The sequence below is a fragment of the Paenibacillus sonchi genome (assembly GCF_016772475.1).
GTDB classification, from domain to species: Bacteria; Bacillota; Bacilli; order Paenibacillales; family Paenibacillaceae; genus Paenibacillus_AQ; species Paenibacillus_AQ sonchi.
The window spans coordinates 5,531,312-5,544,248 of record NZ_CP068595.1 but is presented as its reverse complement, the minus strand read 5'-3'; the positions used below and the strand labels follow the sequence as shown (position 1 = coordinate 5,544,248).

Annotated in this window: 11 protein-coding genes; 5 read left to right on the top strand and 6 right to left on the bottom strand. The window is 48.8% G+C overall.

Going from position 1 to position 12,937, the window contains the following annotated elements; all coding sequences use genetic code 11:
• The first annotated feature begins 202 nt into the window (after positions 1-202).
• Complete coding sequence (locus JI735_RS24720; protein WP_202676536.1) at positions 203-1,870, top strand: ribonuclease J; 1,668 nt, start codon at positions 203-205, stop codon at positions 1,868-1,870.
• 69 nt (positions 1,871-1,939) lie between these two features.
• Here JI735_RS24720 and JI735_RS24715 read toward each other — a convergent pair whose 3' ends face one another.
• Positions 1,940-2,761: a methyl-accepting chemotaxis protein gene (locus tag JI735_RS24715; protein WP_202676535.1), complete on the bottom strand. Its 822-nt coding sequence runs from the start codon at positions 2,759-2,761 to the stop codon at positions 1,940-1,942.
• A gap of 319 nt (positions 2,762-3,080) precedes the next feature.
• Here JI735_RS24715 and JI735_RS24710 point away from each other — a divergent pair, with 319 nt between their 5' ends.
• Positions 3,081-4,736, top strand: coding sequence for a cellulase family glycosylhydrolase (locus tag JI735_RS24710; RefSeq protein WP_202676534.1), 1,656 nt, complete (start codon positions 3,081-3,083; stop codon positions 4,734-4,736).
• A 225-nt stretch (positions 4,737-4,961) separates the two neighbouring features.
• Here JI735_RS24710 and JI735_RS24705 read toward each other — a convergent pair whose 3' ends face one another.
• Complete coding sequence (locus JI735_RS24705) at positions 4,962-6,170, bottom strand: macrolide family glycosyltransferase (RefSeq protein WP_209439967.1); 1,209 nt, start codon at positions 6,168-6,170, stop codon at positions 4,962-4,964.
• Positions 6,171-6,440: 270 nt separating this feature from the next.
• On the opposite strand from JI735_RS24705, the gene JI735_RS24700 reads away from it, so the two are divergent.
• The 3 genes from JI735_RS24700 (at position 6,441) to JI735_RS24690 (ending at position 9,270) form a co-directional block, all read left to right on the top strand.
• On the top strand, positions 6,441-7,229 hold the full coding sequence (locus JI735_RS24700) for a nucleotidyltransferase domain-containing protein (protein ID WP_039837236.1): 789 nt from the start codon (positions 6,441-6,443) through the stop codon (positions 7,227-7,229).
• 182 nt (positions 7,230-7,411) lie between these two features.
• Complete coding sequence (locus tag JI735_RS24695) at positions 7,412-8,071, top strand: TetR/AcrR family transcriptional regulator (RefSeq protein WP_039837237.1); 660 nt, start codon at positions 7,412-7,414, stop codon at positions 8,069-8,071.
• Between the two features lie 53 nt (positions 8,072-8,124).
• A complete protein-coding gene (locus JI735_RS24690) occupies positions 8,125-9,270 on the top strand; it encodes an alpha/beta hydrolase (RefSeq protein ID WP_039837239.1) in 1,146 nt (381 codons plus the stop codon).
• A gap of 304 nt (positions 9,271-9,574) precedes the next feature.
• On the opposite strand, the gene JI735_RS24685 is transcribed toward JI735_RS24690, so the two are convergent.
• From JI735_RS24685 to JI735_RS24675, 4 genes are read right to left on the bottom strand one after another with little or no spacing between them, the layout of a single operon-like run.
• Positions 9,575-10,615 carry a Gfo/Idh/MocA family protein gene (locus JI735_RS24685; protein WP_051052048.1) on the bottom strand — a complete coding sequence of 347 codons (1,041 nt, stop codon included), beginning with the start codon at positions 10,613-10,615 and terminating at the stop codon, positions 9,575-9,577.
• Positions 10,612-11,499 (bottom strand): SPASM domain-containing protein, encoded by an 888-nt coding sequence (locus tag JI735_RS24680; protein ID WP_233476046.1) that lies wholly within the window; start codon positions 11,497-11,499, stop codon positions 10,612-10,614. The genes JI735_RS24685 and JI735_RS24680 overlap by 4 nt, the downstream gene beginning before the upstream one ends.
• Entirely contained in the window at positions 11,400-11,804 is a 405-nt protein-coding gene (locus JI735_RS36285; protein WP_233476045.1) for a radical SAM protein, read from the bottom strand. The genes JI735_RS24680 and JI735_RS36285 overlap by 100 nt, the downstream gene beginning before the upstream one ends.
• Positions 11,804-12,925 (bottom strand): glycosyltransferase family protein, encoded by a 1,122-nt coding sequence (locus JI735_RS24675; RefSeq protein ID WP_039837242.1) that lies wholly within the window; start codon positions 12,923-12,925, stop codon positions 11,804-11,806. Before JI735_RS24675 ends, JI735_RS36285 begins: the two co-directional genes overlap by 1 nt.
• Positions 12,926-12,937: the final 12 nt, after the last annotated feature.

Sequence of the window (12,937 nt, the reverse complement as noted above, 5' to 3'; positions counted from 1 at the left end):
CGTCACTTACTTAAACTATATTTGATGGTAACTAACACTGAAATAGATAAAGTGTGTCATGAGGCTCTTTGACGAACAGGCGGGCAGATCTCAGAAAGCCTTCATCGGGTATTGCTTTTTCCAAGAATAAAATTACATCTCTCTGGATAAACCCATGTTGTGATATGCATAATATGCGTAATCAAAAAAAGGAGGAATGAGCATGAAGATGACTGGTGAGCGCCTATGGATTGCAGCTTTGGGAGGGGTGTATGAAATTGGCAAAAATATGTATCTTCTGCAATACGCCGATGACATCATCGTTATAGATTGCGGATCCAAATTTCCGGACGAGAGTTTACTGGGGATTGACCTTATCATTCCTGATATTTCCTACCTGCTCAGCAATACTGACAAAGTCAAAGCCCTTGTGGTGACGCATGGACATGAAGATCACATTGGGGGAATTCCCTATTTTCTCAAACAGCTGAACATTCCGGTATATGCCTCCCGCCTGACCCTCGGGTTAATTGAGACCAAACTGAAGGAACACGGCCTTTTGCGCCAGACCCAGCTGCACTGCATTGATCCAGATTCCACGCTGAATTTCGGCTCTATTGCGATTACCTTTTTCCGGACAAACCACAGCATTCCGGATTGCCTGGGCATTGTATTCGATACCCCTGAGGGGACTGTGGTTCATACCGGCGATTTCAAGTTCGATATGACCCCAGTCAACAAGCAGTATCCCGATATACATAAAATGGCGGCGATCGGTGAAAAAGGAGTCAAGTTTCTGTTGTCCGAGAGCACGAATGCCGAGCGGCCGGGCTTCACCCCTTCTGAAAGGCTTGTAGGCTCCCATCTGGAGGAAGCCTTTCATAAGGCGGAGAACAGGATTTTTATCTCCACCTTTGCGTCGAATGTACACCGCCTGCAGCAGATCGTGGACGCTGCCGGGCATACCGGCCGCAAGCTCGCCCTGCTGGGCAGGAGCATGGTCAATGTCGTCGGGGTTGCCCAGGAACTGGGCTATCTGAACATCCCCGAAGGCATGCTGGTAGAACCTGCGGAAGCGGGCAAAATGGAGCGCGGCAGGATCGCTGTGTTATGCACCGGCAGCCAGGGCGAACCCATGGCGGCTTTATCCCGGCTGGCCAATTCCAGCCATAGACAGCTTGAGATCAGTGAAGGCGATACGGTCCTGCTCGCAGCGAATCCAATCCCAGGCAATGAGCGGAACGTTTCCAGAATTGTCGACAATCTGTATATGCTGGGGGCACGTGTAATCTATGGTTCCCGCAGTGAGCTTCATGTATCGGGGCATGGCAGCCAGGAAGAGCTGAAGCTGATGCTTACCTTGATGAAGCCTGAATATTTCATCCCGATTCACGGGGAATACCGGATGCTTCATCACCACTCCATGCTGGCCGAAGCCGTGGGGGTCAAGAATGAGAACATCTTTATCTTGAAAAACGGCGATATCGTGGAATCGAATGCCGGGGATGTTCGCCAAAGCGGACGGATTACGGCCGGACAAATCTACGTCGATGGACTCGGCATTGGCGATATCGGCAATGTAGTACTGCGTGACCGGAGGCAGCTGTCTGCAGACGGAATTCTCATTACGGTGATTACATTAAGCCAAAATGACGGACGAATCCTGAACGACCCCGATACCATCTCCCGCGGATTTGTATATGTGCGCAACTCCGACACACTGATGGAAGAGATCAACCAGCTGATTACCTCTACCCTGCAGAAGATGAGTGCGGCTGACCTGGGCCAATGGAATATCATCAAGGAGACGATCAAGGAAACACTGGGTAAGTTTTTATACGAACGCACGAAGCGCAGACCGATGATTCTTCCTATCATCATTGAGGTCTAGAGCGAATGAAAAATCCGCAGAACAAGGACGATGGTGTCCTGTCTGCAGATTTTTGGGATGGATTTGGCGTTATTGAATAATGGAATTGATGAATTTAGCCATCTCACCGCTGGTCTGGTTCAGCCGTTCGATGACATCACTGAACTCGGTGACCAGTTCGGCCTGCTCGGAGGAAGACGCGGCAATGGCCTCGATTTCTTTTTCCATCTGCCGGATAGAGCGCTGAACCGTGTTCAACGAATCTTCGATTGATTTAGTCGCTTCCCTGGTGTGCACGGACAGCTTGCGCACTTCCGTGGCCACTACGCCGAAGCCTGCGCCTTCCTGCCCAACGCGTGCTGCTTCAATAGCTGCATTCAAGCCGAGCAGATTCGTCTGTTCGGAGATTTCCCGGATGAACCCGGTCACTTTGCTTACTCGAGTGGACTCTTCTACCGTTTTGCGTGAATTATCAAGAATCTGGGCTGTGGTAGCCGACAGCTCTTCGGACTGGGCAGCGACATTCTGGACCATATCAACCAGCTGGCCGCTGATCTGTTCAATGCTGCTCGTCAACTGTTCCATTTTATCCTCGTTTTCCAGGGTGTAGGCAATCGCAAATGCGCCGATAATTTCTCCGGCAGCATCATAAACCGGCACTGCCGAGGAGATGACTGTCGCTCCATATAGCTCGGGCGCCAGCCGGTTGGTCGTGGCGCGTCCGGCGAGCGCATTGCTCAAGGAAGGGTCATCCGGAGGAATAGGGCTTCCTTTGGTCAGTCCGAAATCCAGCACCTTGCTGGGCGCATAGTAATGGAATATTTCCTTGTCTGTAACTCCAATCATAATATCCTGGGAATGAATTTGTTTGAAGAATGGTGCAGCTAACACTAATGCATCTAAATTGTCCATGATGTCGCTCTCCTAATTCATGCATGTTTTTGATTATTATCGTCACAATCCAGCCATAAATTAAGAGAGAGAAGTTTATTGCGGATAGTTTCTCAGCTTTTTCCGTTTCATCCATGCCCGGCAGGAAGCCTCCTGCACCATTTCCAGCGCATCTGCATCAGAACGCATATAGCTTAGGGTGATCCATTAATTAAGCTGAAAGTCATAATGATGTTGCTGATTCTCCATATTTGCAGCCTGGCTCATACGAATACGTTAACATCCCGATCGTATGCTATAAAGTCTGACCTCATTGAAATCACTAAGAGGAGGAAAATGAATGTCGTTTGGTTTCAGGAAACTGGGAGTATTGTTCGTTGCTTTTGTATTGCTGGCAGGTGCTTATTCGTATCCGGGTAATGAAGTGAAGGCTGAAGGTGCAGCAGGCTATTATCACACCTCAGGTAACAGAATCGTGGATGCCGCAGGCAACCCTGCCGTATTCAACGGGCTCAACTGGTTCGGCTTCGAAACCGCGAATTACTCTCCGCACGGGTTGTGGACTCGTTCCATGGATAATGTACTTGATCAAATCAAAGCGGAGGGCTATAACCTGATCCGGCTGCCGTACTGCAACCAAATGTTCGATTCAGGCTCTGCGGCCAATAGTATCGACTATGCCAAAAACCCCGATCTTGCCGGTCTGAAGCCGGTTCAGATCATGGATAAGCTGATTGAAAAAGCCGGAAAGCGCGGCATTCGGATCTTCCTCGACCGGCACCGGCCGGATTCCGGCGGCCAATCGGCACTCTGGTACACTGCGGCCTATCCCGAAACCCGCTGGATCAGTGACTGGGTGATGCTTGCCCAGCGATATGCGGATAACCCTACAGTCATTGGAGCCGATCTGCATAATGAACCGCACGGTACGGCAAGCTGGGGAACAGGTAATCCCGCCACAGACTGGCGGCTGGCCAGCGAACGGGCCGGAAATGCGATTCTCGCCGTGAATCCGAACTGGCTGATCATAGTTGAAGGCATTGAAACGAACGTCCAAGGCAACTCCAGCAGCTATTGGTGGGGCGGTAATCTGACAGGCGTGCGCAATAATCCGGTTACGCTTACAGTACCGGATAGGGTGGTCTATTCCCCGCATGATTACGGTCCTGGCGTCGCTTCACAGCCTTGGTTCAGTGCCGCCGATTTCCCGGACAATCTGCCGAAGCTGTGGGATGATACCTGGGGATACATCAGCAAGGAACAGATTGCCCCCATCCTTGCAGGGGAATTCGGCGGACGCAGCGTGGATACCCTCTCGGTGGAAGGAAAATGGCAGCATGCGCTCGTAAGCTACATCGGCCAGAATAATCTTTACTGGACGTACTGGAGTCTTAATCCGAATAGCGGGGATACCGGAGGGCTATTACTGGACGACTGGACATCTTGGAATGAACCAAAGCAGGCTATGCTGGACCTTATTATGAAGCCGGTCACCTTTCCGCCTGCCGGCGGTCCCGGGGAAGGACCAGATCCGGGAGACCCTCAAGTAACGCCACTCTACCTTGCAGGTGAAACGGGGACCGCCGTCAACTCGATCAGGGCCAGCCTGCAGCTCAGGAACGAGACCGGCAGCCCTATTCCGCTAAATGAACTCACGATACGTTATTGGTACACAAGGGATGGAAGTGCGGAGCAGACCCTGGAGTTTGATTATGCTGCGTTAGGAAAAGAAAAACTGCTGACAGCGATATTCCCCCTGACAACGCCGTTGGCAGGTGCAGATACCTATGCGGAGATCGGTTTTACGGCAGGTGCAGGCCCGCTCGCAGCTTCCGGTTCAACCGGAGACATCCAGTTCCGCATTCACAACAAGGATTGGTCGAATTACAATCAGGCCGATGACTACTCCTTTCAGCCGGCCAGCACCAGCTATGCTGCGAATGATCATATCACCGTTTATTATAAAGGGAAGCTGATTTACGGGATTGAACCTTAATTCCCAACCACTCCAAAATCAACGGGGTCAGGCTGAAGACGGATCGTAGTATCTTCACGATCTTTCCGCAGCCCATTAAGGACCAACATATCCACATTTTTTTACACTGGATCGTTTCCTATACAAGAACATAATGGCTGCGCCGTCCTCCACTGAACAGCGTAGCCGTTTAAAGTTAGGGAAGCTTAGGACTTGCCTATCTGTCCGAAGGCCGGGTAGGACTGTTTATAACCGTTCCTTTTCCTCTTTTAATTTGAAAATCTCATCAACGGCTTTTGGATACCCCCCTGCCTCTTTAAAGGACTTGCTAATCTGCTGGATATGTTCACGGTAGCCGGGATCGGCAAGAACCTTTTCCACGGAAGCTCTTAGCAGCTCAGGGGTAACCGTCATGAAATCCAGAGCAATAGCCGCCCCTAATTCTTGAGCTCTTCTGGCCATATAAGGCTGGTCCGCGGTAATCGGAATCGCTACAAAAGGCACATTGCTGTACATCAAGTCACTGGTGCTGTTCATTCCTGCATGAGTAACAGCTACATCCGTATATTTTAATACCTCCAGTTGCGGAACATAGTTGCGGACAATAAAGTTATCAGGAATGGAGAACTGGGAAATGTCCACATCGTAAGCAGTCATGACCACAACGGCATCGAAACCGGCAAAGCTTTTGAAGAAAAGGTCATATAATTCCATTATGGTGCTCACACGGGTTCCCATGGAAATATAGATGACTGTTTTTCCTTCCAATTGCTCAAACGGAAAATCCACCTTCTCTTGTCTGTCAAAAATAGGCGGGCCTATGAACTTGAAGCTGTCATCGTAGTATTCGGGATGGGCGATAAAAGTTTTGGAGGTATAAATGATACTAATATCGCCCTTGCAATAGAAGCAGTCCAGTATGTCCGGCGGCATCTCCACATCAAAGGTTTCCTTCAGCTCCTGTACGATTGCCTGATAACTGTCCAGACTAGAGGCTTTTGAAGATTCTTCGCCTGTAGGCATGAATTCTGCCGGTGTCGCTAAGATAGCCATCGAGGCAACCGCAGGAATGTTTAGAATTTGGGCAATTGCATTTCCAAATGGAAAAGCGGCTGTATAGACCACATAATCAAACTGCAAGCCTCTGATCTGGTCCAATACATCCTCAATAATCCGCTTGCCGGGCCGGAGCGTATCCGTCAGCATTTCCAGAAAATCCTCAGCACTTGCTTCCAGCACATCTTCATTATTCTCTGCAAAGTCGTCTTGAAAGAGCAGCAGATTTTCTTTATACGTTTTGAATACCGCTCCTGTTTGTTCGATTTTAGCTCTAAATTTTTCGAACCCGAAATAGGTGACCGTTTCTCCCCGCTGAATTAATTCATGCACAAGTCCAACAGTCGGATTGACATGACCATGAGCCGAAACACTCAAAAACAGTACGTTTGACATCATCATTACACTCCTTATTGAGTTTATAGTGGTTGAGGCTGAATCTAATGTACACCTCATTTTTAAACTCAAATTAAACCAGCCTTGTCAAAGGTGATGCACGGGTAATCATAGACTTAATGTATCTACATTATATTTCATGTTTGTCAATCACAAAACAACAAATGGATCTCTCAACCGGATATGACCGGATTGACCGGATTGACCATAGCCGTTGAGCTGTCCAACCGGTACGCTTAAGGTCTAAGAGTTCTTTAAGGGAGGATGAAAAAGATGTATACACATCACAGACAGACTCTGGAGAAGCTGGCGGGGAAGCTTGAAAAGGACCCTTCCTGTCTGGCTGTAATCACCAGTGGTTCGGTAGCTCAGGGAACAGCTAAGGAAACCTCCGATGTGGATGTTCACCTGCTGTTAACCGATGAAGCCTATGAAGCCTATAACCGGAACAATACTCTGTCCTATGTGGACCGTGAAGTCAGCACGTATGAAGGCGGATACGCCGATATAAAAGTCATCAACCTCCGGTTTCTGGAGCTTGCGGCCGAGCGGGGCAATGAGCCGACGAGGTATGCTTTCACCGGTTCGGAGGTTTTGTTCTCCAGAATCCCGGGGCTGGGTGAGCTGGTAGCCCGGATTCCCGTCTATCCTGAGGAGAACCGGGAGCGCAATCTGCGGGATTTTTGTGCCCAGATCTTCCTCTACGCTTTCTATTTTGCCAAAGAGGCGGCCAAAACGAATGACGCCTATCTGCTTGCCCACACCGCCAGCAATCTGGTGTTCTACAGCGGGAGGATGATCCTGGCGTATAACCGGATGCTTTTTCCAAGCCACAAGGCACTGCTGGATGCCGTAGATGCTGCGGAACATAAGCCGAAGGACTTCCGGAGGCTGGCTGCAGAACTGCTGCAGGCGCCCGGTGCAGATAAGAGCATGCGCTTTGCTGCGAAGATGCTGGCTTTTTACAATCACGGTCTTTCCTTCGAGCAGGCGCTGGGAATTTATGTGCTGAACAATGAGCGAGCCTGGGCAGAGCAGCCTCCTTCATTGCAGGACCGATAATACAAAACAGCGGCTCTCGAGGTAGTGGGAATCGCTGTTTGTCAGTTCGAGTCTTTTCTTCTTCACACCATGCAATGGTTTTAATCTTTTATCATGATATTAATATTTCAATACTACTTGACATGTGAATATATTATCGTTATAGTGTGAATCAATTCACACTTCAAAATAAGGAGTATTCTATGCCAAAAAATACTTTCTTTCGTTTAGATGAAGCAAAGCGTGAGGAAATATCTGATAGCGCTATGCATCTTTTTGTTGATAATCTTTACGAGGATATCACTATGAAGATGGTTTTGGATAGTTTGTCCATGCACCCCGGAACATTTTATCGGTATTTTGAAGACAAAGATGACCTTTATTGTCTCTTAATACGTAATGTGGTCCAGAAAAGAGCTGCGTATTTTAATAACAGTAATGAAGATCCCCTTTTCCAGTTTTTCCTTTCTGGCTTATTTGGTAACGTTAATGGCATTGTGACCGAGCCGCTGAATGAGTTGGAAATTAAACTCACTAAAACATTTTTATACATTCCTGAGAACATTTTGCTTAAAATATATCTGAATGTCCTAAAGGGCGAGTCATTCCCCTTAATCAAGGACATTTTACGCCGGATGAGGGTTGATGGATATCTCCGGCCTGATATTGACGACGACCTGATTTCTTTTATGTTTGAGTCCATGCAGTTTAATTTAGTCATGTTTTTTAGGGAATTCGATATTAAGGACTCTAAACTTCAACATAAGATTGGCAAGTACTTTGCTGACTTTATGAGTCATGGGCTGCTTGAAGATCATAAATATTCTGAAATTGTTAGCGATCTCAAGAAAGCCAAGGAGTAGATATGTATGTATTTCACATTCGCCACTTTTATTAATTAAGGAGGAACAAGAAAATGAAAACTTATGACGTATTTCCGGAACCAATTGGCCGCTATACTGTCGGTCGAACCCAGATGGATTTTGAGTACACGGCATCAGATCACTCAAAAAGAGAACTGACGGCGTTTGTGTACTATCCGTCCGACAGTAGCGAAGGTAAGACTACATCAACGTACATGTTTCCTGAAGTCTATGAGATGTTTAATGAGCAGCCAGTTAACACTCAATATCTTAAAGGGAAGGATGTTTTCTCTATAGATATCAAGACCCGGTGTTACGATGACCTTGCTCTCTCCGGGAAGGAAAAGCGCTATCCGGTGTTATTCTATGTTTGCGGCGGGGGCGGTTCTCCAGAATGGGGTACAGTGATCTGTACAGACTTGGCAAGCACGGGATATGTTGTGGTAAGCATCGGCCATCAGAATAGCACGATGTATAAGCGTAAAGATGGGCGCCTGTTTAATGCATCAAAGGATTTTTCGGATGTCATTATGGCGTTTTCTGAAGATCCGGAGAGGCTGGCGTTGGCTGGTAAGATGGAGATGCGGCCTGACGATGAAACTGCCATTGAGATGTGCCGTAACATGCTTACACTGCCGATACTTGCCAAGTTCACAGAGTATAGTGAATTACAGGCAGAAGATGTAAGATATGTAGCCGATTATCTTTACAAACTGGACTCTGGAGAGCTGAATTCCATCTTTAAGGGCAGATTGTTGCTTGACATCGGCATGGGCATATTCGGACATTCTTTTGGAGGGTCTACGACGGCGATTGTTTGCCGGGACGACGACCGGTTCGCCTGCGGGATTGGCTTGGATAGCGGTGCGTTCGGCCTTCAGGGCAGCGACCTTAAGAAACCCTTCTTGCTGCTGTTTTGTGAACCTAACTATAACATGAATGCGATAATTGGCGCTAACAATAGCATGGAAACCTATTATTTCTCTGTTGATCGTGTTGCGCATTTAGATTACTGCGACATCGTGTTTACCAGTGTTAATGAGGAACTCAGAGGCGAACGGGATGCTATGGAGATGCGAAATCTTGTTACAGACTATACGAAGAACTTTTTTGATCATTACATACTGCAGAAGGCTGCAAGTGTGGAAAGTCTGGCATACGATGGCGTGGACTTGATCAAGAAGACCAGCAACAAGTGACATAACCGAGAGGTTGCTGATGGCATTGTTTTCTATTTGAGATGATAAGCGGTGTTATCACCATTGAAAAACAAACCTATCAACAGACTTAACCAAGAAAAAGAAGCTAAAATTATACAATTTTGGAAATGAAACATCTCATGCCAACGTCACATAAGATCACACAGAGTTAATTCAATAAAGGGGGCTTTAGTACAAAAAGAGCTTGTATCTAAGGGATACAAGCTCTTGTCTATTTGTGTATTCTTACGCAAAATAAGTTTTAAAAATGGTGCAATATAAATTACAAATTGACACGCTGTTTTTAACTTTTAAGCCAATTACGATTTGCTTCACGATAAACCCGGTGCTGCCGGGCCTCAGCCATTATTAGGGATTGAATGTGTACCCGTTCCCATACAGCTTCCAGCTTTTCCGTCCTTTGCCCGCTCATGATTTCCGCAAAAGCCTCCAGCTGGCTGACATAATAGTTCATCGGCTCGAATTCGCAAAGGGTGCTGCGGTTATCCGGAAGGTCATGCCGTATTTTGATTTTGTAGAACCCTTTGACCGGGCGGAAAAAATCCGGGATCGTCAGCACGGTGTGATCAAAATACAGGGTATGCGAAGCCCGGAATGGCTGCTCAAAGGAAGTGAGACATTCGGCTTCCAGTCCATCCGCATATTTTAACGCTGCCTGAAAGGTCCAGTCGCAGCCTTCCGGCCCGTCAAACGCCGACTGCGCCGCAATCTCCCTGGGCTGAAGACCCACAAGGGCCTGCAGGAACTGCAGCCAGTAGCAGCCCAGATCGGCAAAAGCGCCTCCGCCCTTAGCTTTGACACTGCGGTAATTTCCGGCATGCCTGTCCTTGGCAGGTACGGTAATACGTGTCCTGATTCTGTGCAGCTGGCCAAATTGTCCGGAATCGACAATAGATTTCAGTGCCTGCTGCCAGGGATGAAACGCGATCATCAGACCTTCGGCGAGCTTCGGGGAGCCGGGTTTTTCCTTGGCCATCCTTAGCCGTTCAGCTTCTTCGGCATTCAAGGCAATCGGCTTCTCTGCCAATACATGCTTACCTGCATTCAAGGCCCGGACTGCCCACTCTGTATGAAGCTCATTGCTGAGTGCAATATATACGCCATCCAGACCGCTTAGCTGCAACAACTCCTCCAGACTGCCCGCCACATAAGGAATCTGGTAAGTTTCCGCCAGCTTTGCCGCTTTTTCAAAGGTCCGGTTTGCGATTGCGGCTATACTAACCGTCTCGACATGCCGCGCAGGCTCCAGCAAAGCTGGAACAGCAATATTCGAGGCACCCAAGATACCGAGCCTATAACCGGTTTGTCCACGGCCGTTCTTCATACATGGGACAGCGCAGCAGAGGTATTCAAGTACAGCACATTGCATTTGGAGCAGGCCGGCGACAAGCCTTCATCCAGAATCCGCCGCAGCCGGTCGTAGCGGTCCGAGTTCCATATTTCCGTCAGTGACTGCTCATTCACATTGCCAATCGCCAGCTCGCCAAAAAATTTACATGCACTCACCATGCCGTTCGGGGCAATATCAACCCTCGTACTGAGCGCCAGACATTTCGACGTGCTGCGGGATGCCATCGGCCTGCCGGCCACAAAATCTTCTATTTCATCAAAGTCGAGCCCCGGCTGGTAACGGATTCTTGTATTATGCCAAGTGTTGCTGTTGATCCGTTTCAGGTCTTCGGTTAGCTTGGGGACATTGCCTGGCTTAATATGGTATTTGAAGGCATGCCAGCTGCTCCGGTGATCCGGCGGAAGCTCCGCCAGCCACTGGAAGTGTTCATCGTAGAAGCGGTCCATTTCCAGACTGGTTTCCGCAGAAATATACCAGGGGAAGCAGAGCAGTACCAGATCGACGCCCTTTTGCTCAAAAAATTCCACCAGTTCATACAACCTGCCGATCATATTGTCATTAATCACATTATGCACGGAGATGCGGCCGCGGAAGCGGCCCTGCTCGCGCAGTTCAAGCAGCCGTTCCACGTTCTCGATCACTTTGTGAAAGGATCCTTTGCCGCGGAGAAAATCATGCTCATCCTCGAACCCCTCTATCGGTATCAGCAGCTCCAGATTGTCCGAGATTGCACACAGCTCCTCTTCATACTTATGAATCAGATATGCATTGGTACAGATCGTTGTATCCGGGGATGCTCTTTCAGAAGCTCCAGAATTGGTTTCGTATCCCGGTGAAACAGCGGCTCGCCGCCCCATAAATACAGACGGGACTTTGCTTCATCTGTTTCCTGCAAAAGCTTGCGGATCATCTCCAAATCCATATCCAGGTTCTGCTCGGCTGTGTCCATATCATGATGGTAGCCGGATTCATTCCATTGGTAGCAATGCTTGCAGCGGAGATTACAGCGGTTGGTCAGCTTAAGTGACATAATTTCTGGCATAACGGTTTTGAAGCCGGGATCATGCTTGCGTTCTCTGTGCGGAATGACGACATTCCTGATCGTGCGTTTCAAAGCCTCAAAGGACTTGGCATCCAGATTAACTCTGCTGGTAGGCTGCATTAGCTTCTCCCTTCCGCTGCGGATAGTTGTTCCGCATAACTTGCTGCATAATCGGGGTACCGGCCTATGGCCGACTGGAGGTTGTCCGACAGCTTACGCAATTCTTCACGGTCAAAACCAATCTCGGCCCACTCCCCGTAACGGATACCGTAACCAAGCTCCACCCACAGATCACTGTTAATCTTCTCATGCGGGCCAAAAGGGTCCAGCAGCACCAGCGGAGTGCCTGAAGCCAATGAATCAATCAAAGCCCCGCCTCCCGGCTTGCTGATTACAGCAGATGCCTGCCGGATGACACCGTACATCCCCTCCTGATAGTGACGGCAGGGCGGAAAGTGGTTATCCCGGTTGCCGGTTACCTCTGCAAAAGGCGGAAAGGTATACTGTCCGCTGCTGTCGCGGAGCCAGGTCCGCCACTCCGGGTCATTCATAAAATAACGTCTTCCGCGGATGGCCTCTCCAATCTCCTCAGAACTGTAAGCGGCAATATCCAGCTCATACCCTGCTGATTCCAGGGCAGCAAACTTCTCGCGGAATGTTCCGATTCCCCAGCCGCCGCCATGCACAACCAATCTCCCGTTTCTTGCCGAAGCGGGCAGCGCTTGCTGGGCCCCGGCATCAATGCTGCAGAGGATCTGCCGCTTCCCGGGATCATACATGCTTACTTCGTGGTAGCCTTCCGCGTAACCGGGGTTCAGCCTGCGGAGATTCTTCCAAGATGGCGAAAGATCAGCATCAATATAGAGCAAATCGGCATATACAGGAAAACCTGCAGTTTCACGGTATCTGTCCATAACATGAACCCAGTGCCCGGATAATGTTATGAAGTGCTGCCTTTCTTCCTGCCGCCATTGCCGGAATATCCGTTCAACGGCAGCAGAATCAAGGCTGTTTCGGATATCCGCGGGTATTTTCTGCGAGGTCAGTGCGACGGCAAAATTTTTCTGGTACGCTTTGCGGCTGTCATCCGTCAGCTTTTTTTTGCTGTCAGACATTAAGGTTTCAAAAACCTCAATCTCCGCCTCGATGCCAAGCGCCTTGAGCTTCCGCTCAATCAGCAGGCCGGGGACATAAAAGCCCAGACCAAAACCAGAACATAGAACTGTCACGGTATTGTTCATTGGAGGGTTCCT

What these genes read in the sequence shown, in the direction of transcription:
- JI735_RS24720 (WP_202676536.1), top strand. Translation starts at nt 203, where the DNA reads ATGAAGATGACTGGTGAGCGCCTATGGATTGCAGCTTTGGGAGGGGTG.
- JI735_RS24715 (WP_202676535.1), bottom strand. Translation starts at nt 2,761, where the DNA reads ATGGACAATTTAGATGCATTAGTGTTAGCTGCACCATTCTTCAAACAA.
- JI735_RS24710 (WP_202676534.1), top strand. Translation starts at nt 3,081, where the DNA reads ATGTCGTTTGGTTTCAGGAAACTGGGAGTATTGTTCGTTGCTTTTGTA.
- JI735_RS24705 (WP_209439967.1), bottom strand. Translation starts at nt 6,170, where the DNA reads ATGATGTCAAACGTACTGTTTTTGAGTGTTTCGGCTCATGGTCATGTC.
- JI735_RS24700 (WP_039837236.1), top strand. Translation starts at nt 6,441, where the DNA reads ATGTATACACATCACAGACAGACTCTGGAGAAGCTGGCGGGGAAGCTT.
- JI735_RS24695 (WP_039837237.1), top strand. Translation starts at nt 7,412, where the DNA reads ATGCCAAAAAATACTTTCTTTCGTTTAGATGAAGCAAAGCGTGAGGAA.
- JI735_RS24690 (WP_039837239.1), top strand. Translation starts at nt 8,125, where the DNA reads ATGAAAACTTATGACGTATTTCCGGAACCAATTGGCCGCTATACTGTC.
- JI735_RS24685 (WP_051052048.1), bottom strand. Translation starts at nt 10,615, where the DNA reads ATGAAGAACGGCCGTGGACAAACCGGTTATAGGCTCGGTATCTTGGGT.
- JI735_RS24680 (WP_233476046.1), bottom strand. Translation starts at nt 11,499, where the DNA reads ATGGGGCGGCGAGCCGCTGTTTCACCGGGATACGAAACCAATTCTGGA.
- JI735_RS36285 (WP_233476045.1), bottom strand. Translation starts at nt 11,804, where the DNA reads ATGCAGCCTACCAGCAGAGTTAATCTGGATGCCAAGTCCTTTGAGGCT.
- JI735_RS24675 (WP_039837242.1), bottom strand. Translation starts at nt 12,925, where the DNA reads ATGAACAATACCGTGACAGTTCTATGTTCTGGTTTTGGTCTGGGCTTT.